The 25,745-nt window shown below is 52.1% G+C and carries 20 protein-coding genes and 1 rRNA gene; 11 read left to right on the top strand and 10 right to left on the bottom strand.

Annotation, left to right across the window (positions count from 1 at the left end; translation table 11 throughout):
* Window positions 1-37: 37 nt before the first annotated feature.
* The 9 genes from F556_RS0131390 to rpmH form a co-directional block, all read right to left on the bottom strand.
* Window positions 38-1,663, bottom strand: a complete 1,626-nt coding sequence (locus F556_RS0131390; RefSeq protein WP_020620982.1) for a response regulator — start codon at window positions 1,661-1,663, stop codon at window positions 38-40.
* A 40-nt stretch (window positions 1,664-1,703) separates the two neighbouring features.
* Entirely contained in the window at window positions 1,704-3,467 is a 1,764-nt protein-coding gene (locus tag F556_RS0131385) for a cache domain-containing sensor histidine kinase (protein ID WP_020620981.1), read from the bottom strand.
* A gap of 18 nt (window positions 3,468-3,485) precedes the next feature.
* Window positions 3,486-4,202, bottom strand: a complete 717-nt coding sequence (gene rsmG / locus F556_RS0131380; protein WP_020620980.1) for a 16S rRNA (guanine(527)-N(7))-methyltransferase RsmG — start codon at window positions 4,200-4,202, stop codon at window positions 3,486-3,488.
* Between the two features lie 9 nt (window positions 4,203-4,211).
* Entirely contained in the window at window positions 4,212-6,104 is a 1,893-nt protein-coding gene (gene mnmG, locus F556_RS0131375; RefSeq protein WP_020620979.1) for a tRNA uridine-5-carboxymethylaminomethyl(34) synthesis enzyme MnmG, read from the bottom strand.
* A 12-nt stretch (window positions 6,105-6,116) separates the two neighbouring features.
* On the bottom strand, window positions 6,117-7,496 hold the full coding sequence (mnmE, locus tag F556_RS0131370; protein ID WP_026297611.1) for a tRNA uridine-5-carboxymethylaminomethyl(34) synthesis GTPase MnmE: 1,380 nt from the start codon (window positions 7,494-7,496) through the stop codon (window positions 6,117-6,119).
* A 92-nt stretch (window positions 7,497-7,588) separates the two neighbouring features.
* The gene (jag, locus tag F556_RS0131365; RefSeq protein ID WP_020620977.1) at window positions 7,589-8,212 is read right to left on the bottom strand and encodes an RNA-binding cell elongation regulator Jag/EloR; all 624 of its coding nucleotides are present in this window, start codon (window positions 8,210-8,212) and stop codon (window positions 7,589-7,591) included.
* A complete protein-coding gene (locus tag F556_RS0131360) occupies window positions 8,209-8,964 on the bottom strand; it encodes a YidC/Oxa1 family membrane protein insertase (RefSeq protein ID WP_020620976.1) in 756 nt (251 codons plus the stop codon). Before F556_RS0131360 ends, jag begins: the two co-directional genes overlap by 4 nt.
* A 108-nt stretch (window positions 8,965-9,072) precedes the next feature.
* On the bottom strand, window positions 9,073-9,444 hold the full coding sequence (gene rnpA, locus F556_RS0131355; protein WP_020620975.1) for a ribonuclease P protein component: 372 nt from the start codon (window positions 9,442-9,444) through the stop codon (window positions 9,073-9,075).
* A gap of 113 nt (window positions 9,445-9,557) precedes the next feature.
* Complete coding sequence (gene rpmH / locus F556_RS37490) at window positions 9,558-9,692, bottom strand: 50S ribosomal protein L34 (RefSeq protein WP_083938236.1); 135 nt, start codon at window positions 9,690-9,692, stop codon at window positions 9,558-9,560.
* Between the two features lie 774 nt (window positions 9,693-10,466).
* On the opposite strand from rpmH, the gene dnaA reads away from it, so the two are divergent.
* From dnaA to F556_RS0131310, 8 genes are all read left to right on the top strand, one after another.
* A complete protein-coding gene (gene dnaA, locus F556_RS0131345) occupies window positions 10,467-11,819 on the top strand; it encodes a chromosomal replication initiator protein DnaA (RefSeq protein WP_020620973.1) in 1,353 nt (450 codons plus the stop codon).
* Between the two features lie 258 nt (window positions 11,820-12,077).
* Window positions 12,078-13,220: a DNA polymerase III subunit beta gene (gene dnaN, locus F556_RS0131340; protein WP_020620972.1), complete on the top strand. Its 1,143-nt coding sequence runs from the start codon at window positions 12,078-12,080 to the stop codon at window positions 13,218-13,220.
* 179 nt (window positions 13,221-13,399) lie between these two features.
* Complete coding sequence (yaaA, locus tag F556_RS0131335; protein WP_020620971.1) at window positions 13,400-13,615, top strand: S4 domain-containing protein YaaA; 216 nt, start codon at window positions 13,400-13,402, stop codon at window positions 13,613-13,615.
* A gap of 46 nt (window positions 13,616-13,661) precedes the next feature.
* Entirely contained in the window at window positions 13,662-14,771 is a 1,110-nt protein-coding gene (gene recF, locus F556_RS0131330) for a DNA replication/repair protein RecF (protein WP_020620970.1), read from the top strand.
* A gap of 48 nt (window positions 14,772-14,819) precedes the next feature.
* Window positions 14,820-15,068, top strand: a complete 249-nt coding sequence (gene remB, locus F556_RS0131325; protein WP_020620969.1) for an extracellular matrix regulator RemB — start codon at window positions 14,820-14,822, stop codon at window positions 15,066-15,068.
* A 45-nt stretch (window positions 15,069-15,113) separates the two neighbouring features.
* Entirely contained in the window at window positions 15,114-17,024 is a 1,911-nt protein-coding gene (gene gyrB / locus F556_RS0131320; RefSeq protein WP_020620968.1) for a DNA topoisomerase (ATP-hydrolyzing) subunit B, read from the top strand.
* A gap of 248 nt (window positions 17,025-17,272) precedes the next feature.
* On the top strand, window positions 17,273-18,343 hold the full coding sequence (locus F556_RS0131315) for a cobalamin-dependent protein (protein ID WP_020620967.1): 1,071 nt from the start codon (window positions 17,273-17,275) through the stop codon (window positions 18,341-18,343).
* A gap of 29 nt (window positions 18,344-18,372) precedes the next feature.
* Complete coding sequence (locus F556_RS0131310) at window positions 18,373-20,436, top strand: ATP-binding protein (protein WP_020620966.1); 2,064 nt, start codon at window positions 18,373-18,375, stop codon at window positions 20,434-20,436.
* A 151-nt stretch (window positions 20,437-20,587) separates the two neighbouring features.
* Here F556_RS0131310 and F556_RS0131305 read toward each other — a convergent pair whose 3' ends face one another.
* Window positions 20,588-21,352, bottom strand: a complete 765-nt coding sequence (locus F556_RS0131305) for a YheC/YheD family protein (RefSeq protein ID WP_020620965.1) — start codon at window positions 21,350-21,352, stop codon at window positions 20,588-20,590.
* A gap of 318 nt (window positions 21,353-21,670) precedes the next feature.
* On the opposite strand from F556_RS0131305, the gene gyrA reads away from it, so the two are divergent.
* The 3 genes from gyrA to F556_RS0131290 all read left to right on the top strand — a co-directional run.
* Window positions 21,671-24,181, top strand: a complete 2,511-nt coding sequence (gene gyrA, locus F556_RS0131300) for a DNA gyrase subunit A (protein ID WP_020620964.1) — start codon at window positions 21,671-21,673, stop codon at window positions 24,179-24,181.
* 60 nt (window positions 24,182-24,241) lie between these two features.
* Window positions 24,242-25,309 carry an HD-GYP domain-containing protein gene (locus F556_RS0131295; protein WP_020620963.1) on the top strand — a complete coding sequence of 356 codons (1,068 nt, stop codon included), beginning with the start codon at window positions 24,242-24,244 and terminating at the stop codon, window positions 25,307-25,309.
* 290 nt (window positions 25,310-25,599) lie between these two features.
* Window positions 25,600-25,745, top strand: a 16S ribosomal RNA gene (locus tag F556_RS0131290); the annotation flags it as partial.

Here is a 25,745-nt window from a genome sequence, read left to right as displayed (position 1 = left end):
TCTGCAACGGGTACAAGACGCCCTATCCTTATTTATACTAATCCGAATGGCCAGTGCCAATGCCGATATAAGACCGATACTGTTTTGGCGTATATCCGGTTACTTTTTTAAATACGGTATTAAAATACCCTATATTTTGGTACCCAACGCGTTGTGCTACTTCGTACAGCTTTAATTGGGGAAGCTGCAGCAGCTCCTTCGCTTTGTTCACCCGAATCTGAATCAATTGGTCGGTAAAGGAGACCCCCAATTCCGTTCGAAACAATTCACCTACGTAGTTCGGACTTAAGAAGACATGCTCAGCCACATCGCGTAGCGACAGGTTGTCATCATAATGTTCGTGCATGTATTCCAGCGCGTGCTGAATCATCATTTGTGTCGGGCTTTTTTTGCGTTCAGCCACGAATTCGCAGCAGCGGGTCACCATCCGAACCGTCTCCCGCATCAGCTCATAGTCACTCGGGCATTCGAGCATCTCCTCCCACAGCTCCTTCTCTGACCCGATCTGGCTGCCGATATCGCCGATCTCCCCTGCAACCCGACTGGCTGCGCTCACCAGGTGCATACAGAGACTTCTTAGCTGCGCCCCATCCATACGCGCATCCTTTGCCAGCCTGCGCATAATCTCGCCCAGTAATCCCAGGCTCGTCTGGCTATCTCCTACCCCCAACCCTTCCAAAAATTCTTGAATCAGGTCCTCGATGCTTTTGACAGCAGAAGCTGTCTTATCCTCCGAGTTCTCCCAAATGTACAGTTTTTGTTCCTGGCTGATCAATCGCTGGTTGACCGCTCGCTGTGCCAGTCGAAAACTGTCGCATATGTGGCCCGGCCCCGTCACCTCTGGACCGAGACCGGCATAGAGGCTGCCCCCATACAAGTCCTGATTATCCCTTCGGAGAGACGCCATGACGGCCTCTGCCCCTTGTCGCAGCACGACAGGTGAGATATCCTGCAGAATCAAGACCAAATGGCCGCGCTGGGTAGTCATCGAAGCTGCAAGCACGTTGCCCAGGCCAGACGCAGCGACATCACAGATCGATGTGAGTAACCCTTGGTGCTCTTGCTGCGGCATGGGATTCCGAGTGTTCATCTCAACGAGTAGGACCATGACGCGGTAGGTTTGACTCTGCTTGAACAAGTTTAGACTGGACGCCCGGGACACCAGCTCCTCCTCCGTCAGAATCAAGCCGTGAAGCAATTCCTGCAGAAACTTGTCGCGGGCCATCGGTTTGAAGGTATCCAGCTGGACCTTCAAGCGCTGCTCTTCCTCACTTTTCGCCCACGCCGCTTGAATCGAAGAGTTGATGTCATACAAAATCCCTTCCAGTTCATCGAATAGCACCGGCTTGACCAAAAATGCATCGACACCAAGACCGACAGCCGTTCGTGCGTACTCGAACTCCTCGTAACCGGTAATCATAATGACATGTAACTGCGGATTCAGGGTTCGCATGATGGCCGACAATTGCAGCCCATCCATGCCCAGCATTCGGATATCGGTAATCAGCACATCTGGCGGCTCTGCATGTGCCATCTTTATCGCTTCCTCTGCCGCTTCCGCTTCGCCGCTCACCCGCATGCCGTACCGTTGCCAGTCCACATGCCGGATGATTGACTTTCGTTGTCTTTCCTCATCGTCCACCACGAATACCTTGATTTCCATATGCCGTCCCTCCTCATCGTGCTCCGATCCTGGTCCAGCGTCAGAAGGACTGTGGGATCTTCAACCGAATCGTCGTCCCGCTTCCAGGGGAGCTTATCATATCCATGCGGAAAGATTCGCCGTAATGCCTTCTTAGCCGCTCGTGGACATTGTATAAGCCAAAGCCGCCGTCATCCCCCGCTTGCCTTACTCGACGGTCTCGCACGCGCATCTCTGCCTGCAGTGTAAGAAGTGTATCTGGCGCCATCCCGACCCCGTCATCCGTTATTTCGATATCCAGGTAATCGGTCGCCAGTCTGGCTCGAATGAGAATACAGCCTCGACCGCCGCTATGCTTGAAAGCATGCTGCAACGCATTCTCTACAATCGGCTGTAACGTAATCTTGATGATTCGGCAGTCCAACACCTCATCTTCAATCTCCCATACCGTCTCCAATCTGCCGGGATAGCGCCAATTGTGAATCTCCAAGTAAGCGCGTACATGATCAAGTTCATCTCTCATGGACAATTTGTCGCCGCCCCGGTTGAGCGCCAAACGGAAGAACTTGGCGAGCGCATCGATGGTACCGCTAATTTCTGTCGATTTTACATCCATTGCCATACTTTTGACAAGTGCCAGCGTGTTGTACAGAAAATGTGGGTTGATCTGAGCCTGCAGCAGTCGAAGCTTCTCCATTTCCACCGCAACACGAGCTTCCGCACTTTCCTTCAGCGAATGATTCAACCGAATCGTCATACTGTTGAACTCCTCTTCCACATCAGCAAGCTCGTCCTGGCCATGGACGATTGTGCTCAACCCCAGATCGCCATCCCGGACCTTCCGCATCTGGCGGATCAAGGCATTCAGGCGGCCCGTGACCCTCGTCCCGAAGCCCATCAAGACTGTTAGAGTCAGTACCACGAACAGCACGCTGACCGCAATAGCAGCACTCCGAACCAGCCTCAGCTGCTGCCACAGCTCTTCCTGCTTGACGACGGTAATGATCTTCCAACCCAATCGATTGGTTTCAAACATCACCATACTCTGCTCTCCTTCTAGCTTGGCAGAGAAAGAGCCTTTATCCGCCTCGAATACCTGACGGTAAGCGGGAAGGTCGCTCATATTAAAACCCGAGGGCTGATTTTTGTATCGTATGAGGGATCTTCCGTTCTGATCTGTAATCATGACATTGCCGTTTTTGAATGCCAGCGGATTGAATAATTGACTGAACAGCGCCTGATTGGTCACTTCCACATGCACAATGCCAAACCTTTCATTCGTAAGGTAATCCACCAGCCATTTGCTCAAATGCAATGCAGGCTGCGGCTCGGTCCCCTCCCAGTTGAAATGCCAGTAAAAGTGCTTATCCGCCACTTCCATCGGCTGAAACCAGGCCGTATGATCGGCTTGTTCCATATTCATGACAACCCCGCCATCCGCAAGCAATGAGGGGTTGGTTTTGTAGAACTGAACCTTGCGCATGGGAAAATAAGTGCGAATGCGATCGGTGACGGCGTTGAGCTGCTGAAGCGACATGACCACATCCTCTAGCGAATCGTACTCCTGTGTTAACGTGGTAGTAATGCGGGGATCAAGTGCCAATTGCATCACGATATTTTGATAACCTGTGATACGGTACTCGATGTTCTCATTCAGCTGGTACATAACCTTCTCCAGGATTTCACGACTTTCATTTTGCGCCAGCTGAAGGCTTTTGGAGAACAAAAAATAGCCGGTACCCAGTACCGGCACAATAAGAAAGACAACAATGAGAATCATAAGCCGCTGTAACAGTCTGACCCTGCGCCAATGTTTTAATAACATAGGAGTCCCCCTTGCTGTCTATAGCAATGGTTGCTTCACTGGCGTTCCTGCCTTGCGCGGGTAAGCACGTGGTGTAGCAGCCAGCTTGTCTATAAGAATGACGTGCCGCTCTGATTGCTCCAATGGCAGCTGCATGGGCACGATTCGTCTAACCTTGCCTTTAAGCTCACGCAAACTCCGACCGGCCTCTTCCAGCTCTTCCGCCGGGTCGGTACCCTTCATGGCTGCGAATAGGCCACCCGTGCGGGCAAAGGGCAGACACAATTCATTCAGCGCTGCCAGTCTTGCAACCGCCCGTGCCGTAACGAGATCGTAACGATCCCGATGCTCCTTTTGCCGCGCGATATCCTCGGCTCGGCCATGTACACAAGTAACACCCTCCAGGCCCAGCTCTGCAGCAACATGCTGCAGAAACTGTATCCTTTTGTTCAGCGAATCTACGATGGTCACTTTCAAGTGAGGAAAACAGATTTTGAGCGGCAGACTTGGAAACCCTGCTCCTGAGCCGATGTCCGCAAGGGATGAGGTTGCGCTCATATCAGTCACAAAGGACAAGGCCACCGAATCATAAAAGTGCTTTTCGTACACCGCATCCCGTTCGGTGATGCCCGTCAGGTTCATCCGCTCATTCCACTCCACCAGGAGCTGGAAGTAACGATTAAACTGCTCCAGCTGCCGGTCATCTACGGTGAGACCTTTTGCCGCCAGAAGCGCGGCAAAGCTATCATTATTCATCGCTACTCCTTACCCCCGTGCCGCAACAACGCGATTATAGTGCTCCAGATAGACCAGCAGAATAGAGATATCTGCCGGCGTCACGCCAGCGATCCGTGAAGCCTGACCGATCGAAAGCGGACGGATCTCCGAGAGCTTCTGCCTCGACTCGGACGAAAGGTTGTGCACATCCTGGTATTCAATATCATCCGGGATCTTCTTCTTCTCCATCTTGCCCATTCGCTCAACCTGAATCAGCTGCTTCTCAATATAGCCGGCATACTTGATCTGAATCTCGACCTGCTCCTTCATCTCCTCGGTCAGCGGCAACGGCGACGGACATACCCGTTCCACTTGAGCATAGGACAATTCAGGACGTCGTAGCAACGACAAGGCGTCGATGACTTGTGACAGTGGTGAAGATCCACCTTCAGCCAGCATCGCTTGTGCGTTCTCATCTTCTGGGCGTACCCGCTCCGCTTTGAGACGCTTCACCTCTTGCTCAACGAGATCCTTCTTCTGCAGGAACCGCTCATATCGCGCCTCGGAGATCAACCCGATCTCATGACCGATTGGCGTCAGACGCATATCGGCATTGTCGTGACGGAGCAGCAATCGATACTCTGCACGGGAGGTGAGCAGACGATAGGGATCATTGGTGCCCTTGGTCACCAAATCATCAATCATAACGCCGATGTACCCTTGGGAACGGTCGATGATGACCGGCTCTTTGCCAAGCACCTTGCGCGCCGCATTAATGCCAGCGATAATACCCTGTCCGGCTGCCTCCTCATACCCTGAGGTTCCATTAATCTGTCCGGCCGTGAACAGGCCTGGTACGCGCTTGGTCTCCAGCGTAGGCCAGAGCTGAGTTGGTACTACCGCATCATATTCAATGGCATAGCCGGTTCGCATCATCTCTACCTTCTCCATGCCAGGAATCGAGCGCAGAATGTCGAGTTGCACATCCTCCGGCATACTTGTCGACAGACCTTGTACATAATACTCGGAGGTGTTCTTGCCTTCCGGCTCTAGGAAAATCTGATGCTTGGGCTTGTCGGCGAAGCGGACAATCTTATCTTCAATGGACGGACAATAGCGCGGTCCCGTCCCTTCAATGGCACCGGAGAACATCGGCGCTCGATGAAGATTATCATTAATGATCTGATGGGTCTGCTCGGTTGTATAGGTCAGCCAGCAAGGCAGCTGCTCATTGTCCGAAAATTCCGTTTCATAGGAGAAAAACTTCGGTTGTGGGTCGCCAGGCTGAATCTCCGTCTTGTCAAAGTCGATCGTGTCGCCGTGGACGCGCGGTGGCGTGCCTGTCTTGAATCGTGCCAGCTCAAACCCCAAGCCGCGGAGACATTCCGAGAGCTTGATCGAAGGCTGCTGATTATTGGGTCCACTCTCATAGATCAGCTCGCCCATAATCACCTTGCCGCGCAGGTACGTACCGGTTGTGACAACGACGGCACGGCCGCGGTAGACGGCTCCCGTTTTTGTAATAACACCCGTACAGGCGCCATCCTCCACGATAAGCTCCTCTACCATGCCCTGACGGAGGGTCAAGCCCGGCGTTTCCTCAATTGTCTGCTTCAGCGTATGCTGATACAGGAACTTATCCGCTTGCGCGCGCAAGGCATGGACAGCCGGACCTTTGCCCGTATTAAGCATTCGCATCTGAATAAAGGTCTTGTCGATATTCCGCCCCATCTCTCCGCCGAGCGCATCGATTTCACGTACGACGTGCCCCTTGGCTGGCCCCCCAATCGAAGGGTTGCAGGGCATAAAGGCGACCATATCGAGATTAATCGTGAGCAGCAGCGTCTCGCAGCCCATCCGGGCTGCAGCAAGCGCAGCTTCGGCACCGGCATGACCGGCGCCAACAACGATTACATCAAATTGACCTGCATCGTAACTCATGGCGTTCTCGCCTCACTTTCCTAGACAAAATTGGGAGAAAATCTGATCGATCAAGGAGTCCCCGGCCGAATCGCCAAGGATCTCCCCCAGCCGCTCCCATGCGGTCCGGACGTCGATCTGTATAATATCAATCGGGATACCACTCTCTGTGGCATCTACCGCATCTTCGAGCGACTGCATCGCCTGCTTGAGCAGAGCAATATGGCGGGCGTTGCTGACATAGGTGTGATCCGTCGTCTCCAGTTGGCCACTGAAGAACAATTCCGAGATCGCCTTCTCCAGCTGTTCCTGTCCTTGCTCCTGCAGCACAGACATCTTCACCAATGCTGCCGACGGCACGAGCCGGGAGATTTCCTCCGGATCGAGCTGACCTGGCAGATCAGTCTTATTCATTATAACAACAACCTGGCGTCCGTGCAGGGATTCCATCAGTTCCCTCTCGTCTTCATGCAGAGGTTCGGCTTGGTTGAGCACGAGCAGGATCAGATCAGCCTCTTGCAAGGCACCGCGGGATCGCTCCACCCCAATCCGCTCGACAACATCGGCGGTTTCACGAAGACCTGCGGTATCCAGCAGCTTGAGCGGAATTCCACCCACCGTCACGAATTCTTCGATGACGTCGCGCGTGGTGCCGGGGATGTCGGTGACAATGGCCCGGTTGTCCTGCGCCAGCGCGTTGAGTAGCGAGGATTTGCCGACATTGGGACGCCCGACAATAACGGTCGTGATGCCCTCCCTTAGAATCTTGCCCTCCGATGCTGTCTTGAGCAGTCGCTGGATCTCCTCAATTAACGGAAAGCATTGCTCTTTAATGTAGAGATTTGTCATCTCCTCGACATCATGCTCGGGATAATCAATGTTTACTTCGATATGCGCCAGCAGCTCAATGACGGTCTGCCGCAGCTCACGGATTAGCCGGGAGAGCTTGCCATCTACTTGCTTAAGCGCAATAGAGAACGCCTTGTCCGATTTGGACCGGATCAGGTCCATAACTGCCTCGGCCTGCGCCAGATCGATGCGTCCATTGACAAACGCTCGGCGAGTGAACTCTCCTGGCTCTGCCAAGCGCACTCCCTCTTGCTGAAGCACCAGATCCAACACTTTTTTGACGGATATCACACCGCCATGCGTACTGATTTCGACAACGTCCTCGGCAGTGAAAGACCGCGGTCCGATCATGATCGTTACGAGTACTTCCTCGATTTTTTCACCGCTGCGGGGATCGAAAATATGTCCATAATGAACGGTATGGGAGGGTGCTGTTCGAATGTCAGCTTTGGTCCGGAACAACTGGTGTACGGTCTTCACCGCATCTGGTCCGCTCACACGAATCAAGGCAATGCCTCCCTCGCCTACAGCAGTCGAAATGGCAGCAATCGTGTCTTGCAGCACAATCATTCACCACCTTGTTTTGGAGTTAAATTTTAATAGACCGCCTGCCCTTATGCGGGAGACGGTCATCTTAGTTTGAATACGTAGCTTAATCAAGGCTTCAGAGCAATGACGACACGCCGATGGGGCTCGTCCCCTTTGCTGTGCGTGCGCACCCGGTCATGCTGCTGCAACCTGGAGTGGATGACCTTCCGTTCATGAGCGGACATCGGCTCCAGCACCACTTCCTTGCGGGTGCGGATGACGCGTCCGGCCAGTCGGTCAGCCAGGTCCTCCAAGGTTTTGCGTCTGCGCTGTCGAAAATTCTCGGCATCAAGCACCAGTCGAAAATGGCTGTCGGTGTATCGATTGGCCACGATATTGGCCAGATATTGCAAGGCGTCGAGGGTTTGTCCGCGCCGTCCGATCATCATTCCCAGCTCGTCCCCACCGGACATAGCCAGCACGAGACCTTCGCGGGTCTTCTGATATTCGACGCTGACGTCAATCCCCATTGCGCGCGCGACTTCCCGCAGGAAGCGTTCGGCTTCCTCCGCCGGATCGGGAATGGCCTCCAGTTCAACCTGGGCATCCTTGGCTCCGAACCATCCGAACAAACCTTTGGAAGGTTGCTCCAGAACAGTAATACGGACACGATCCTCTGTTAATTGCAATTGCGATAACCCGTTGTGTACAGCATCTTCTACTGTTTTCCCTGATGCGACGAGTTTTTTCACTTGGCAGGAACCTCCTTGCCCTTGTCAGCATTACGTACATATAGGAAATAGTTTTGAATGATGGTGTAAATGTTACTGTATACCCAATAGAGCGGCAGCGCGGCTGGGAACGAAATCGCCATGACAAAGATCAATACCGGGAAAATCAGCATGATCGCTTGCAAGGGATTGTTCGGCTGCTGCGGCATCATCTTCGTTTGAAGATAGGTCGTAATGGCAGCTATAATCGGCAGGATGTAATAAGGATCCGTCTGACCAAGCTGCAACCAGAGGAATGTATGCTCCCGGATCTGGTCGTTGCCGTAGATGGCATTGTACAACGCGATGAAGATTGGCATCTGAATCAAGAGCGGCAAACAACCGGCTAGCGGATTTACTTGGTGCTGCTGGAACAGCTTCATCGTCTCTTCTTGCTGTTTCTTCGGATCATCCTTGTACTTGTCCTTGATCTTCTTCATCTCAGGCTGCAGCGCCTGCATTGCCTTGGAGCTCTTATACTGCTTCAATGTAAGCGGCAGAATAATCGTTCGCACGATGATGGTAAGCATCAGGATGGATAATCCGTACGAGCCCTGGAACCAGTTAGCAAATGTGTCCAGCATGAGCGCAAAATAATACACGACATTGCGCTCCCAGAAGTTGCCTTGCAGCAGATCTTCTGTTTTCGTCGTATGATCGGCCGGCACACAGCCTGCCAGGAAGACGACGAACAGCAGCATGGTAAGAACCAGCAGCCATCTTTTCTTTGTCATCCGAGACAACATCAAAACTCCTCTCTAAGGAAGCAACTTGCAAAATAAACTATACCATATATTGTACAACAAAGAAACAGCCCGGACATCCGCCGAATCGGCTCCTTTTCAGGATGGCGGACGGGGCGGACGGGGCGGACGGGGCTTCAGCAGATTCGCTTTTTTCAGGACATGCATGACGCTCTTCTCGAGCTCCTGGGAGCTCATCCGAACCGACGGCTTGCGCGCGATCAGGATCAGATCGGTATGTTCGGCGATGCGATCCGCATTCAGTCGGACGATTTCCTTGAGCACCCGGCGCATCCGGTTGCGGAAGACCGCGTTGCCCAGTTTCTTGCTCACCGATACGCCCAGCCTGAACTGCGGGATATCAGACTTCTTCGACCAGTAGACCACCAACTGGCTGTTGGCAAATGAACGGCCGCCACGGTAAACCCGGCTGAAGTCCTTCCTGTTACGTAGACGCAGTTTTCTATGCACGAGCGCTTTCCTCCGTACTCTGATACTTCTTATCGATTCGAGCCAGACGGCATGATCGTCATGGCACTGCTAAAAATTTTAAAAAAAAGACCACTTGGCGGTGGTCTTCGAGTTTACGCGCTCAATACTTTACGGCCCTTCTGGCGACGGGCGCTCAATACTTTGCGGCCGTTTTTGGAACTCATCCGTTTACGGAAGCCATGCACTTTTTTGCGCTTGCTTACATTCGGTCTGAATGTCGGTCTCATTCTGCTGCACCTCCCTGACACAATCTATAATGAACATTTTCCGTTGAAAACCATCAGAAAAAACGCCTTTTTCCATTTAACCATGTCACCCACCAAAAGTCAATGCAAATTATAAGTCGTCCGTTGATCTAACCTACCCTTCCTCCAGCCTGCCCCATCTGGCTGCTCCTCATACGACAGATCCGGACACGCCTCCCACGATCTCACCCGTCCTTTGATCGTTATCCACAGTTCGACGCGGGATGCAATTTTTCGCCAGGGTGTCTTGTCGTTCTCCTTCCATTCGACGGTTTATAGCAACCTGTGTATAATTTTTTCGGAGATTTCCACAGCTGTTGTCGAATCTTAACAAGATATAAACAATATCTAGTGTTGTAGATAACTTTTATACACAACCTATTGTAATTGTGGATAATATCCGAAATCGCATTGAAATCAAGGGTTAATTTTGCTATGATAGATTTGTTTTCGTTGTGGATGACGGTAGTTAATCCCCATATTTATCAACACCCTGTGGATAACATTGTGAACAATTGTTGTTCCCTTCTTATAACTTCTGCGCCACATCTCTTAACAATGTGGATAGTTGAAGTCCAAACGCGACATGTTTCACCATAAATTATGGTGTTACCTACTACTTGATGAGCTCTCCGCCATCCGTCAGGGATGAGCGGAGTCGTTTTTGCACGACGCTTTTGCCGTCGTATGCTTGTTTCCCTCCTTCATAACTTCGACATGCTGAGAGTGGACTGACCGGATAAGGAGTGACCGTCTGTGGATAACCATACCCACGAAATGTGGCAGCAAGTGTTATCGATTATCCAAACCAAATTAAGCAAACCGAGCTTCGACACCTGGTTCAAGGCGACCAAGGCGTCGTTTCTTAGTGATGACATGGTGGTCATCTCGGCGCCGACGACTTTCGCTGCGGAGTGGCTGGAGGGGCGTTATACCAAACTGGTGCGGACAACATTATATGAATATTTGGGGCGCGAGGTGGATATCAAGTTCGTCATTGAAGAAAACAAACCCCCTGAGCCTGCCGTCGTCCAGCCTTATATCATTCAAGAGACGCCGCAGGTGCAGGAAGAGCCGTTTTCCCACATGCTTAACCCCAAATACACCTTTGACACCTTTGTCATCGGAGCCAACAACCGGTTTGCCCATGCGGCATCGCTGGCTGTTGCCGAAGCGCCGGCCAAAGCGTACAATCCCCTGTTTCTATACGGGGGCGTAGGACTCGGCAAGACGCATCTTATGCATGCAATCGGGCATTATATTATGGATCACAATCCCAGCACACGCGTGCTGTATATTTCCTCCGAGAAGTTCACCAACGAGTTCATTAATGCGATCCGGGACAACCGCGGCGAGAGCTTTCGGATCAAATACCGCAATATCGACGTGCTGCTGATCGATGATATCCAGTTTCTCGCTGGCAAGGAGCAGACTCAGGAGGAATTTTTCCATACCTTTAATGCACTGCACGAGGAACGCAAGCAGATCATTATCTCCTCCGACCGACCGCCCAAGGAGATTCCAACACTCGAAGAGCGGCTCAGATCCCGCTTCGAATGGGGACTGATTACGGATATTCAACCGCCTGACCTGGAGACGCGGATTGCGATTCTGCGCAAGAAGGCCAAGGCCGAGAACCTGGATATTCCGAATGAGGCCATGGTGTATATCGCAAGTCAGATCGATACGAATATCCGGGAGCTGGAAGGCGCCCTCATCCGTGTCGTCGCCTACTCCTCGCTCATTAATGAGGATATCTCTTCTCATCTAGCTGCAGAGGCACTCAAGGATATTATTCCTTCCAGCCGGCCCAAGATGATCACCATCCAGGATATTCAGCAAAAGGTCGGTGAATTCTATGGCCTTAAACTGGAGGATTTTAAAGCGCGAAAGCGCACCAAAGCCGTTGCCTTCCCGCGGCAGATTGCGATGTACATTGCCAGGGAAGTTACTGACTATTCCTTACCCAAGATCGGCGAAGCTTTTGGCGGGCGCGACCATACCACGGTCATCCATGCGCACGAGAAAATCTATCAGCAGCTCAAGCTGGACCAGGAGCTATACAAAATCGTTCAAAATTTGACCGAAAAGATCAAAACCAATACGTAGTCATACCAAAACAACCGACGAGCGCATGCAGACGGTTGTGAATAACACCTATTAAGTTTTATAATTCAAGCAAGCCTATGCACACGCTATACACATGTGGATAAGCTTGCTTGATCAACGTTTTGTCCACTTATTCACATATTCAGTGTCCCTACTACTACGACTACTAGTTTTTAAGATCTAATAACATCTATACAAGCAGCATCGGCAAGCCGATTCATGCCCTGCCCAATCCCCAATGGTCTTAGGAGTGAAACCATGAAATTAATGATCCTGAAAAACGAACTGAACGAAGCGATTCAGCAAGTGGCCAAAGCGAGTTCTTCCAGACCGGCCATTCCAATCCTTGGCGGTATCAAGATGGATGTAACCCACCAAGGCGTGACGCTCACTGCAAGTGATACTGATATATCTATTCAAAGCTTCATTCCGGTAGAACTCGGTGACAAAGTTGCTGCACGCATCGACAAACCAGGCAGCGTCGTATTGCCTGCCAAGTTCTTTGTGGAGATTATTAAGAAGCTACCAGCCAATGAAGTAGAGATTGAAGTGCAACAGCAGTTCCAAACGATGATCCGCTCTGGTTCCACCGACATCCAAATGGTCGGCCTGGATCCGGAGGAATTCCCGGTTCTGCCAGCCATTGAGCTGCATGAGGCCTTCACAATGTCAGGCGATCTCCTCAAGATGATGATTCGTCAGACAACCATTGCTGCTTCCACCAACGAACAGACCCCTGTTCTAACTGGTGTGCTCTGGAATCTGCATGACGGACAATTCAAATTCGTTGCCACCGACCGGCACCGGCTGGCCAGCCGTACCGCGCAGGTGGACACCGACTCGGAGCACCGCTTTGCGAACATTGTCGTTGCAGCTCGAACACTTGGCGAGCTGTCCAGGCTCATTCCCGACCAGAACGCTCAAGTCGAGATCGTCGTTACCGACAATCAGATCCTGTTCAAGGTGGGGCGGGTCCTGTTCTATTCCAGATTGCTCGATGGCACCTATCCCGACACAACCAAGATCATTCCGCAAGCGTATAAAACCGAACTGGTACTTGATACCAAAACGCTAATTGAAGCGATCGACCGGGCGTACCTGATGTCCAGAGAAGAACGGACCAATATTGTCCGCTTGATGACACTCGATGACGGCAGCATTGAGATCTCATCGAGCTCCTCTGAGCTGGGCCGCGTAACCGAACAGCTGACGCCTGTATCCTACGAAGGCGAACCGCTGCGGATTGCGTTCAATTCCAAATATATGCTCGATACACTCAAGGTTCTGGACAGTGAGCAGCTGTTCATCGGCTTCAACGGCGCCATGAGCCCCATCACGATCAAGCCAAATGACCATGACCATAGTCTGCATCTGATCCTTCCCTACCGTACAACCAGTTAAGTTCGCTTTTGATCACGAAGTGATTCAGGATGCGGATGCGACATCGAATCTTGAATTCAGGTGAAACTTCCGGTGCTCACGTAGCCTTAACTACGCTCCGCTCCTCAGTTCCACCTGTCTCCAACCTTCTCGGTGCTCATAACCGAATTTTTGATCTGCATCAAAAGGGAGGATTCCACATGAAAGACATTCAAATCTCGACCGACTATATCGCGCTCGGCCAGTTCCTCAAGCTGGCCGACTGCATCGATACCGGCGGCCAGGCCAAATTCTTCCTCCAGGAACATGAGATTCTCATTAACGGAGAGGCAGACAACCGCCGCGGCCGCAAGCTGTATCCCGGGGATCGCATCGAGATCGCCGGTTACGGCGCGTTCACAGTCGGCAAGCGATGAACGCCCTGCGAAGCGCTGCGGGCAGTTCTCAGGAGGCCATCGAAGCGTGCGACTAAAAAACATTAATTTACAGAATTACCGGAATTATGAAGCGTTAGAGCTCGATACGGGACATGCTGTCAATTTGTTCGTCGGACCTAATGCCCAGGGCAAAACCAATCTGCTGGAGGCAATCTTTGCTCTGGCGCTCACCAAGTCCCACCGGACCAACAAGGATAAGGAACTGATCGGATGGCAGGGAGATACGGCCCGGATCCGGGGCGAGGTGGAGAAGAAGTACGGCAACGTTCAATTGGATCTGAGCTATTCCTCGCAGGGAAAAAAAGCAAGAATCAACGGGCTGGAGCAGCGCAAGCTGAGCGATTTTGTTGGCACCCTCAATGTGGTCATGTTCGCTCCGGAGGATTTGGAAATTGTCAAAGGTACACCGGGCGTCAGGCGGCGGTTTCTCGACATGGAGATCGGGCAGGTCCAGCCCGGGTATTTGTATACGCTCCAGCAGTACGGCAAAGTGCTGGTTCAGCGCAACAATTACCTTAAATCTGCCTTCGGCGGTTCCGTGCAGGAAGCCATGCTGGAGGTCTGGAATACCCAGTTGGCCGAGCATGGTGTTAAAATGATGAAAAAAAGGCAAACCTTTATTCATAAGCTGCAGCGCTGGACCGAGCAGATTCATACCGGAATCACCAGCGGCGGCGAGGAGCTGCAGATCCAGTACCGGCCTTCCTTTGAGGTGGATGCCTCCCAAGATGAATCTGTTTTATTTGATCAATTTATGATAAAGTTATCACAGGTTAGAGATCAGGAGCTGCGCAGAGGCATGACGATGATCGGTCCGCACCGCGATGATCTGGCGTTCTTCATCAATGGCAAGGAAGCCCAGGTCTATGGCTCGCAAGGCCAGCAGCGGACGACTGCATTATCTCTTAAGCTGGCAGAGATTGAACTGATCCACGAGGAGATCGGAGAGTATCCCCTGCTGCTCCTGGACGATGTGTTATCAGAGCTCGACCAGAATCGGCAGAATCAATTGATTGCGACCTTTCAAGGCAAGGTTCAGACCTTTATCACAACGACAGGACTGGAGAGCGTCGAGGTGCACAAGCTCCATGACGCCGGCGTATACCATGTGAAGGAAGGGCAGGTCGCCAGGTAATGGCGGCATCCGCTTACAATCACAAAGTTAGGTAAAGGGGTGGATCGGATGTACATCCATTTGGGCGGCGAAAAAATCATTCGGGCCATGGAGCTCGTGGCGATTTTTGACATCTCGATCGAGCAATCCTCCAAATTGTCAAAGCAATTTGTTGCGGGTGCTCGCAAGCGCAAAAACGTAGAAGTGATCGGCGAAGAGGAATCCAAATCGATCGTCGTCACCAAGCAAAAAATATATTATTCACCCATATCATCCTCCACGCTGAAGAAGCGCGCGCATCATTTCGCAGCGAATTAGGCAGGGAATCAGGTGTGAGCAGTCGAGAGGAGTAGTGGAAGAAGCATGTCATCTAATCAACATACGTATGATGAGAGTCAGATACAGGTTCTGGAGGGACTGGAGGCGGTCCGCAAGCGTCCCGGGATGTATATCGGCTCTACCAGCGTCAAGGGTCTGCACCATCTGGTGTGGGAGGTCGTAGACAACAGTATTGACGAGGCGCTGGCTGGTTATTGTACCCGGATTGAGGTCATCATTCATGAAGACAACCGGATCACCGTCATCGATAACGGACGCGGGATCCCGGTTGGCGAGCATGCGAAGATGAAGAAGTCCGTCCTGGAGGTTGTAATGACCGTGCTGCATGCCGGCGGCAAGTTCGGCGGCGAAGGGTACAAAGTGTCCGGTGGTCTGCACGGCGTTGGTGTCTCCGTCGTCAATGCGCTCTCTTCGCATTTGGTTGTCAAGGTGAGCCGCGACGGTAGTGTCTATCAGCAAGAGTATGGCCGCGGGGTGCCACAGTACGATGTCAAGGTCGTGGGTGAGAGTGATACGACGGGTACGACAATTACCTTCCAGCCGGATTCCGATATTTTTACCGAAACGACAGTCTACGATTATGACACGCTGCAGTCGAGAATTCGCGAGCTTGCTTTCCTGAACAAAGGAATCGAAATTTCGCTGCATGACGAACGTACCGATTCGGGACAAACGTTCATCTACGAGGGCGGTATCAAGGAATTTGTCATGTATTTAAACCGCAACCGTGAGGCCCTGCACGAACAACCAATTTATGTAGAAGGCAATCGAGACAACATTCATGTGGAGATCGCGCTGCAATACAATGACAGCTATACAGAGAGTATCTACTCTTTTGCCAATAATATTAATACGCATGAAGGCGGCACGCACGAATCCGGCTTTAAAAGCGCTCTGACGCGCATCATCAACGATTATGCTCGTAAGGCGGGCATGATTCGTGACAACGACTCCAACCTCTCCGGCGATGACGTCCGTGAAGGCTTGACAGCGATTATCTCGGTTAAGATTCCGGATCCTCAGTTCGAAGGACAGACCAAGACCAAGCTGGGCAACAGTGAGGTACGCGGTATAGTCGAATCGTTGTTTGCCGAGAAGCTGCAGGAGTTCATGGAAGAGAATCCCTCGGTCTCCCGCAAAGTACTGGAGAAGGCGCTGTCTGCTGCGCGGGCTCGGGAAGCTGCCCGTAAGGCCAGAGAGCTGACACGCCGCAAGAGCGCGCTGGAGGTCAGTTCGCTGCCGGGCAAGCTGGCGGACTGCTCATCCAAGGATGCCTCGATCAGTGAACTGTACATTGTCGAAGGTGACTCTGCTGGTGGTTCGGCCAAACAGGGCCGGGACCGGCACTTTCAGGCCATTCTGCCATTGCGTGGAAAAATCCTGAACGTCGAAAAGGCGCGACTGGACCGGATCCTCGGCAATGCTGAGATTCGAGCCATCATCACGGCGCTCGGTACCGGCATCAGCGATGATTTTGACATCCTGAAGGCACGTTATCACAAAATTATTATTATGACCGATGCGGATGTTGACGGCGCCCATATCCGGACGCTGCTGCTGACGTTCTTCTACCGCTACATGAGCGAGATCATCGAAGCCGGGTACATCTACATCGCACAGCCGCCGCTCTTCAAGCTGGAGCGTGGTAAAGTGGTCCGTTATGCCCAATCGGAAGCGGAGCGGGAGCAGATCATGGCTGAGTTTGGCGAAGGCGCCAAAGTTAACGTACAACGCTACAAAGGCCTGGGCGAGATGAATGCGACCCAACTGTGGGAGACAACCATGGATCCGGAGAGCCGGAGCATGCTGCAGGTGACGATCGAGGATGCAATCGAAGCCGATACCGTCTTCGATACACTTATGGGCGATAACGTTGAGCCGCGACGCGATTTTATTCAGAGCAACGCCAAGTATGTCAAAAACCTGGACGTCTAGCACGATCCATACAGCCTGTTTTTCACCACGCTTTGTAGAGCGATGGCGGAAAGCAGGCTTTTTTTGACAGGTATAGGTCATTTGGCATGTCGAACAGGAGAAAATAATGTAGAATTTACCAAATATTCATGAACTTTTGTAGTTTTAAAACATTATTGTTGGGATAACTCCGTCATTTGTAGTAAGATAAAGGGTGAGCCACGATGGTTGAGGGACAAAAGACGTGCTTCATCGTTAGGAGGACTCATATGACAACCTTGCAAACGAAAATGAGCGCGGCAGGCGAATACCTGCTTACCCGTTGTGACGAGTTGGCTGACCAAGTAACTGAAAGACAATATAAAATGCAGCCGGAACTCGAAGATCGATTCGGTCCGGCGGGATATAAGAAAACAAGGCAGGATACGCTGTATAATATCCGCTATCTGTCGCAGAGTATCCAAATCCAGAGTCCGCTGCTCTTCGCCAGTTATATTACTTGGCTGAAGGTTCTTCTGGAAGGATACAAGATTACGTCCGACGATCTGCTGGTCAATCTCCGCTGTCTGCAGCAAGTCATGGCAGAGCAGCTGGAGGCGCAGATGATGGAGGTCATTAATCCATACATTGAGCAGGCACTACAGCAAATTGTAGGCCCACTGGAGCCGGAGGAGTCTCACCTGTCGCGAAGCGGATTGCGTCAGGAAGCTGAGAATTATACCAACCTCCTGCTGGGCGGGGACCGCACGGGTGCCAGCCAACTGATTATGGACTTGGTGAAACGCCAGGTGCCGATTATGGACATTTACTTGCATATTTTTCAGCAGGGGCAATATGAGATTGGTCGCCTGTGGCAGACCAACAAAATTTCAGTAGCGCAAGAGCATTATTTTACGGCAGCGACCCAGTCGATTATGTCGCAGCTGTATCCGTATATTTTCTCGAATACACCGACAGGTCCGCGCATGGTGGCAGCTTGCGTAGGCGAGGAGCTGCATGAGATTGGATTGCGCATGCTGTCCGATATGTTCGAGATGCATGGATGGGATACGTACTACACCGGGGCTAATGTCCCGGCGAAGGCTATTATCGATACGTTAGTCGAAAGGCAAGCCGATGTGCTGGCGTTGTCTGTGACGATGACCTATCATGTGACATTAGCCAAAGAGCTGATTGCCACGATTCGTGAGCATGAAGCCTGCAAAGGAGTGAAAATCCTGGTCGGGGGACTTCCCTTCAACATTGATCGGGAGCTGTGGAGGAGTGTCGGAGCCGATGGCTATGCTCCTGACGCCAAGGTGGCGATTGAGACCGCCAACGAATTGTTGGTGAGCAAATAGATAAGGAACAGATTGTAGGGGGATGAGCGGTGAGCGAGGATCAGGGACAAGTCATTGCCTTATTATGCGGTACCGATGGCGCTATCATAGAGATCATTCGAGACGATCTTCAAATCACCGACCAACTGGATCCCAGACACAGCTTCCGCTCGGTGATGGATGAACTGAATGCCCACAAGTTCAAGGAGTTTCTTACGGAGCTGCAGAATCAGCAAGCCGTGTTCAACTGGGAAGTCAATCTCAACACTGGACACGGCAACCAACTGTTCTACTTTAACGGCGGGATGTTCGAAGAACGTGCCCTGGTCGTGGGATCGACGTACCACACCAATTTTTCATTTTTTTACGATGAATTGATGAAGATTAACAACCAGCAGATGGTCTCGCTACGGGAAACAATTAAGAAGCTGTCGCAGGAAATGGTGTTCAAAATGGAGCAGGAGCTCAAAAATTACGATGAGTTCTCCGCTTTGAACAATGAACTGGTGTCCCTGCAGCGCAAGCTGGCCAAGACGAACATGGAACTGAAGCTGGCCAAAGAAAATGCGGAGCAGGCGAACCGGACCAAAAGCATCTTCCTGGCCACCATGAGTCATGAAATCCGCACCCCGATGAACGGCATCATTGCCAGCGCTGAATTGCTCACTTACTCCCCGCTTAATGAGTCGCAGCAGCAAACGGTATCGGTTATTCTCGATTCGGGGCAGCTGCTGCTCAGCATCATCAATGATATTCTCGACCTTTCCAAGATTGAGGCCGGTGAGATGAAGCTGGAAGAGCAAATCTTTCATCTTCATACCATGATTAACAATGTGACGGAGCTGCTCCAGACCCGGGCCAAGGAACAGGGAGATCGCCTGACCTTCTACCTGGATCCTCAGATTCACGAATATCTGGTGGGAGACGCCAATCGGCTGAGCCAGATTCTGATCAACTTTGTGGGCAATGCCATCAAATTTACATCGGACGGCCAGATCGATATCCGTTTCTTCTTGCTGGCTGACACCGGGACGCGGCAGAATATTCGTTTTGAAGTGAAGGATACCGGCATTGGCATTGATGAGGAGAGCTGCAAGAAGCTGTTTCAGCCGTTCTTCCAGGTGGATCAATCGTTTGCTACGAAGAACAGTTCGACTGGCCTGGGGCTGTCCATCTCCAAGCGTCTAGTGGAAATGATGAACGGAACGATAGGGGTTATCAGCGAAAAAGGCAGCGGTTCGACCTTCTGGGTAGAGGTGGAGCTGGACAAGGCAAAAACGGAGGGACGCGAGGAAGTCCGCGAGGTTAGCGGCAATGTCCAGCAGTTAAAGCGCAAAGACCTGTCGACGCGGATACTGCTGGCTGAAGACAATGCGGTTAACCAGCGCATCTCCATGCTGCAGCTGCAGCAGCTCGGGTTCACGAATATTACCCTGGCTACCAATGGCGAGGAAGCCATCCTGCAATGGCAGGAACACCGACCGGGCCTGATTCTGATGGATAATCAGATGCCTGAGCGCAATGGCTTCGAAGCGACGCAGATGATTCGTGAGCTGGAGCGGGTAGAGCCAGGCAACGTCCGGGTACCGATTATCTCGATAACGGCCAATGCTATGAAGGGCGACAGGGAGCGTGCGCTGGAAGCAGGCATGGACGACTATCTCACCAAGCCTGTACAGCTTAGCAAGCTTAAGGAAATACTGAACCGCTGGCTGCCGGATCAGGAGCTCTCAGCAGAGGACCGTCTGCAGGAAGAAATGAATGAGCTGCTGCACCGGCCTACGATTAAGGAGATTGTCGCGCAACCATGGACCGAGGACGACCGTGACATTCTCAAGCAATTGATTAGTATGTATGAGCTGGAGACCCCGTCCAAGCTGGGAGATCTCAAACGGCATATCCTGGAGGCGGAGTACGAGAAGGCGGAGCAACTGGCGCACCATATCAAATCCTCCAGTGTCAGTATTGGCATGTCTGCCCTGGCTGAGGTCCTGGCCGATATCGAGCGGCTGGCAAGCTTGCGCCAAGAGTCCGGGTACGAGGAGCCGTTGCAGCGATTGGAATCTTTGTTCAGCCAATCCTGCCAAGCCTTTTACCGTATGATTGAAGAATAGTCGGTTCGAGACCTCGGAGCGATAAAAGGATGGAAGTCCCTGTGAAAGGGACTTCTTTTTTTGATTATGGACGTGGCAAGCGTTAGAACCGGGAAGGCGTGCGGTAAGACCTCAGCATCTTCCCGGTTCGTCTCACACATTTGTTGTTGCCCTAGGAGGTCTGCTTGCGCCGGAATCGTCCGTAGGCCAAGCCATACCGGTACACCTTGCGGAAGACGCTGCGGTCCTTCAGCTTGCGAAAGATGTAGGGATCCGGCTTCGTATTGACCTCCAGTATCCAAGGCCGCAGCTGCGTATCCAGGGCGACATCAATACCAATCTCCTTCAACCCCGGGTAGGAGGACTGCAAGCGGCGGGCCACCTGTACGCCAAGCTTCTCCAGTCGAGCTGCATAGCTGCGGTGCTCTGCCTGAGGGAGGTGAGTCGCCATGAGCTCGCCGAATGCCATGGGGGTCCCGCCGCTATGATAATTGGTGACGATTTTGCCGGGATGGGCGAGCCGTCCGATAATGCCTGTTGTCTCCCACTGCCCGCGAGGACTCTTCTGCACCATGACACGAAGGTCGAAGCGACGTTTACGGTGCCGCAGCAGATGAATGCCCCGTTGGACCAGGTACGTGCGTTTACCGGTCAGCTGCCTCAGACTCTGATAGAGTGCGTCATACGATTCAAAGGTCCGGACCCGTGTTCCTTCCTGATAGCGGTAGCTAGAGCTGCCGATTGCTTCAACCCGAATGACGCCGATGCCAAAAGTTCCGCTATCCGGCTTAACATAGACCATGCCATGCTGGTTTAGCATAGCCGAGAGCGAATCATGGGACAGTTTGCGGGTGAGCGGGATATGAGCTGCAATTGAATCATCTGCGAGCAGTACGCTAGTTTTGCTCCATTTGCTTACGACACGCTGAATGGCCAACGATGGTTCCACCTTTCGGTTCAAATACTGAAAATATTATTCCTGGAGGGTGCACACTTCCGAAGCAAGGAATGGTATAATAAAGTTTAGTGCGACAGTCACGAATGACCGGCTGCCGGGCACAGGTGACCACATAGAGCTTCCTTCTATCCTATGATCTACTGGGGACAAGAGGAGCGGCGGATACCTAGCTGCGGCGGAAGGTTTAATTGTGCCGTGAAAGAGAAATGAATAGAATAACAGGTATAATCGCGAGGCGGCGGCTACTGTACAAGAGGTGGGTTGCCGCTTACGCTAGGATATGTCAGGAGGTTAAGCATGGCCGAAGAGCATTTGAATTCCCAGATACGCGATCGTGATATCGGCGTAGAGATGAGAGATTCCTTCATGGATTATGCCATGAGTATCATCGTCAGCCGTGCCCTTCCCGATGTCAGGGATGGCCTCAAGCCGGTACACAGACGGATTCTGTACGCGATGTCGGAGCTCGGGATGTCGCCGGACAAGCCTTACAAGAAATCTGCACGGATCGTCGGCGAAGTCATCGGCAAATATCATCCGCACGGAGACTCTGCTGTCTATGAGACCATGGTGCGGATGGCGCAAGATTTCTCGCTCCGTTATATGTTGGTCGACGGGCATGGCAACTTTGGCTCGATCGATGGTGACATGGCGGCGGCGATGCGGTATACAGAAGCACGCTTGTCCAAGATCGCAATGGAGATGCTGCGCGATATCAACAAGGAGACGATTGATTTCGTCCCGAACTATGACGGGGAAGAACAGGAGCCTGCTGTCCTGCCTGCCCGGTTCCCCAACCTGTTGGTTAACGGGGTTTCGGGGATTGCGGTCGGGATGGCGACCAATATTCCGCCGCATAACCTTGTTGAGGTGATCGACGGCGTCCAGGCGCTGATTGAGAACCCGGATATCAGCTCGCTTGAACTGATGGAGTACGTTAAGGGACCGGATTTCCCGACGGCTGCCATTGTCATGGGCAAGGAAGGCATCCGTCAGGCCTATTCAACTGGACGTGGCTCGGTGACGATGCGGGCACGTGCTACGATTGAAGAGAATGGCAACAAGGCGCGGATTATCGTTCATGAGATTCCTTACCAGGTGAACAAAGCACGGCTGGTGGAGAAAATCGCAGAGCTGGTCCGCGAGAAGAAAATCGATGGGATTACCGATCTGCGGGATGAGAGCGACCGCAACGGCATGCGGATCGTCATCGAGCTGCGGCGCGATGTCAATCCCAATGTCGTTCTGAATAATCTATACAAACAGACCCAGATGCAATCGAACTTCGGTATTAACATGATTGCGCTGGTAAACGGCGAGCCCAAGGTGCTCAACCTCAGAGATATGCTGCATTACTACGTGGAGCATCAGGTTGAAGTCATTCGCAGACGGACCGAGTTTGAACTGAAAAAGGCGGAGGCCCGTGCGCATATTCTCGAAGGTTTGCGGATTGCGCTCGATCATCTCGACGAGGTCATTCAGCTCATCCGGGCATCGCAGACAGCTGACGAAGCTCGTGAAGGCCTGATCACTCGGTTTGAGCTGAGCTACGAACAAGCTCAGGCGATCTTGGACATGCGTCTCCAGCGTCTGACCGGTTTGGAGCGGGACAAGATCGAAGCCGAGTATGCCGAGTTGCTGCGTCGCATCGCAGAGCTCAAGGCGATCTTGGCGGATCAACAGCTTGTGCTGCAGATCATCAGCGAAGAGCTGAATGAGATCAAAGAGCGCTTCGGAGACGAGCGGCGCACCGAGCTGACCTTGAGCGATGAGGAAATCATGGACGAGGATCTGATTCCGCAGGAGGACGTGATCGTTACGATCACTCACTCGGGATATGTGAAACGTCTACCGGTGACTACCTATCGCAGCCAGAAGCGGGGCGGACGGGGCGTAATTGGTATGGAGACCAAGGATGACGACTATGTCGAGCATCTGTACGTCACCAATACGCATCACTTCCTGCTGTTCTTCACGAACAAAGGCAAGGTCTATCGACTGAAGGCTTACGAGATTCCAGATCTCAGCCGTACGGCCCGCGGTACACCAATCATCAACCTGATCCAGATTGAACAGGGAGAGATGGTTAATGCGGTAATTCCGGTGCCAGCTTTCGATGCGGATCATTATCTCTTCTTTGCTACCCAGCAGGGGATTGTCAAGAAGACGCCGCTTGAGGACTATGCGAACATCCGGAAGGTCGGACTGATTGCGATCTCGCTGCGCGAGGATGATGATCTGATCGGGGTCAAGCTGACGGACGGCAAGCAAGAGATTATCATGGGTACAGCTCAGGGTATGTCGATTCGTTATCCGGAATCGGATGTTCGCCCAATGGGACGTTCAGCGACTGGTGTCAAAGGCATTAGCCTGGATGAGGGCGACAGCGTCATCGCGATGGATGTTATCGTACCTGATCAATGTGTCTTGATTGTGACCTCCAAAGGCTATGGCAAGCGGACGCCGATTCCTGAGTATCGGACGCAGAGCCGGGGTGGTAAAGGGATCAAGACGCTCAATGTTACGGATAAGAACGGTCCAATCGTAGCCTTGAAGGTTGTAGAGAATGAAGAGGATCTGATGATCATGACTTCTTCAGGTACCATGATTCGTACAAGCATGTCAGGGATCTCTACGATGGGACGTAATACGCAGGGGGTAAGACTCATCAATATTCGTGATGAGGATGCAGTAGCCACCGTTACGCGTGTCGCCCGCAGTGAGAACAACGAAGAATTAGAAGCTACGCTGGAGGCGCTTGAGGCAGCCGAAGGCAATGAAGGTAACGAGACACCGCCCGAGCAATAACGGGGCGGTGTTTCCCGGTTATCCCGGGCCATACTGGCAATGGACTTAGGAGGGACAGGCATGCCCAGTATTCATCTGTCACAAGTAAAGCTTGGCGACAAAATTACGCAGGACGTCCAGACGCCGCTAGGCGGGATTTTGTTTCATAAAGGAAAGGTCGTTACCATTCGGGAAGTCGAAATCCTGAATGCCTTTCTCATTCCAAGCGTCCAGATCGAAGCACGTGAAGGGGCTATGGAGCAGGTGGGGACAATTCCTGCTGAAGGTACTCCCGTCAAGGAGAAGACGTCTCTGCACAAGGAATATGACGCACTGCTGGAGCTGCTGAAGACGATCTACCGCCAGTTCACGACAGGGCAAAGTCTCCCGATTCTGGAGATCCGGACGAGGCTGGAGGCGCTCTTGCAGCATATTAAGGAGTATAATGTCCTTACCTTTCTGCCACAAGTGGCTGCTGAGGAGGATTATATCTTCCATAACAGTCTCATGTCGGCGATGACCTCCTATTTATTGGCCCAGTGGGTAGGACTGCCTCAGCGCGATTGGATGCAGGTAGCCATGGCCGGGTTATTCCACGATATCGGTAATGTCAAAATCGACAAAGGACTCCTGCAAAAGCCTTCCTCTCTGACGTTAGAGGAGATTGAGGAGATGAAGCAGCACACCGTACATGGTTACCAGCTGCTGAAGACCGTCCCGGCTATTAATGAGGGCGTTAAGCTCACAGCTCTGCAGCACCATGAGAAGGTGGACGGCAGCGGCTATCCGCTGGGTGTGACTGGAGAGCATATTCATCCTTACGCCCGGATTGTTGCGATCGCAGACATTTTCCATGCCATGACTCTTAAACGCAGCTATCGCAAAGCAGCTTCTCCTTACATTGTAATGGAGCAAATCCAGAAGGAGTCCTTTGGCAAGCTGGATCCGACGTATGTACAGATGTTTATTGAGAAGGCCACCCAATTCCATAACGGGATGATCGTGCGGCTAAGTGATGAACGGATTGGGGAGATTGTCTTCTCTGATCGTACGTATCCTACACGCCCATGGGTATCCATTCAGGGGAATATCGTTAACCTGACGACAGAGCGGCAACTGTACATTCAGGAGATATTGCAGCACGGGTAATCGGTTAGAAAAAAACTGTTGACTTCCTGTATCGGCGCGTGATATATTATTTCTTGCCGCTTTTGGCGGTGGGATGATCACGAAAGTCGATCAGGAAGTTTTTTTTAAAAAAAAGCTTGCATAAACGATCGGCACTGTGATATAGTATAAGAGTTGCAGCTGAGAGATACGGCGGCAACGACAACGAAAGAAAATGTGTTCTTTGAAAACTGAACAACGAGCGAAATGTCCTGTAACTCTTCGGAGTTGCAGATAGCAATACCAGCAAGAAATGAGCTATTCAGCTTTCTATCATGGAGAGTTTGATCCTGGCTCAGGACGAACGCTGGCGGCGTGCCTAATACATGCAAGTCGAGCGGAGTTTCAGAGAAGCTTGCTTCTCTGAAACTTAGCGGCGGACGGGTGAGTAACACGTAGGCAACCTGCCTGCAAGCCT

The sequence above is a fragment of the Paenibacillus daejeonensis DSM 15491 genome (assembly GCF_000378385.1).
In the GTDB taxonomy this organism is placed as follows: domain Bacteria; phylum Bacillota; class Bacilli; order Paenibacillales; family Paenibacillaceae; genus Paenibacillus_D; species Paenibacillus_D daejeonensis.
This window is presented reverse-complemented; position numbering and strand designations above follow the sequence as displayed.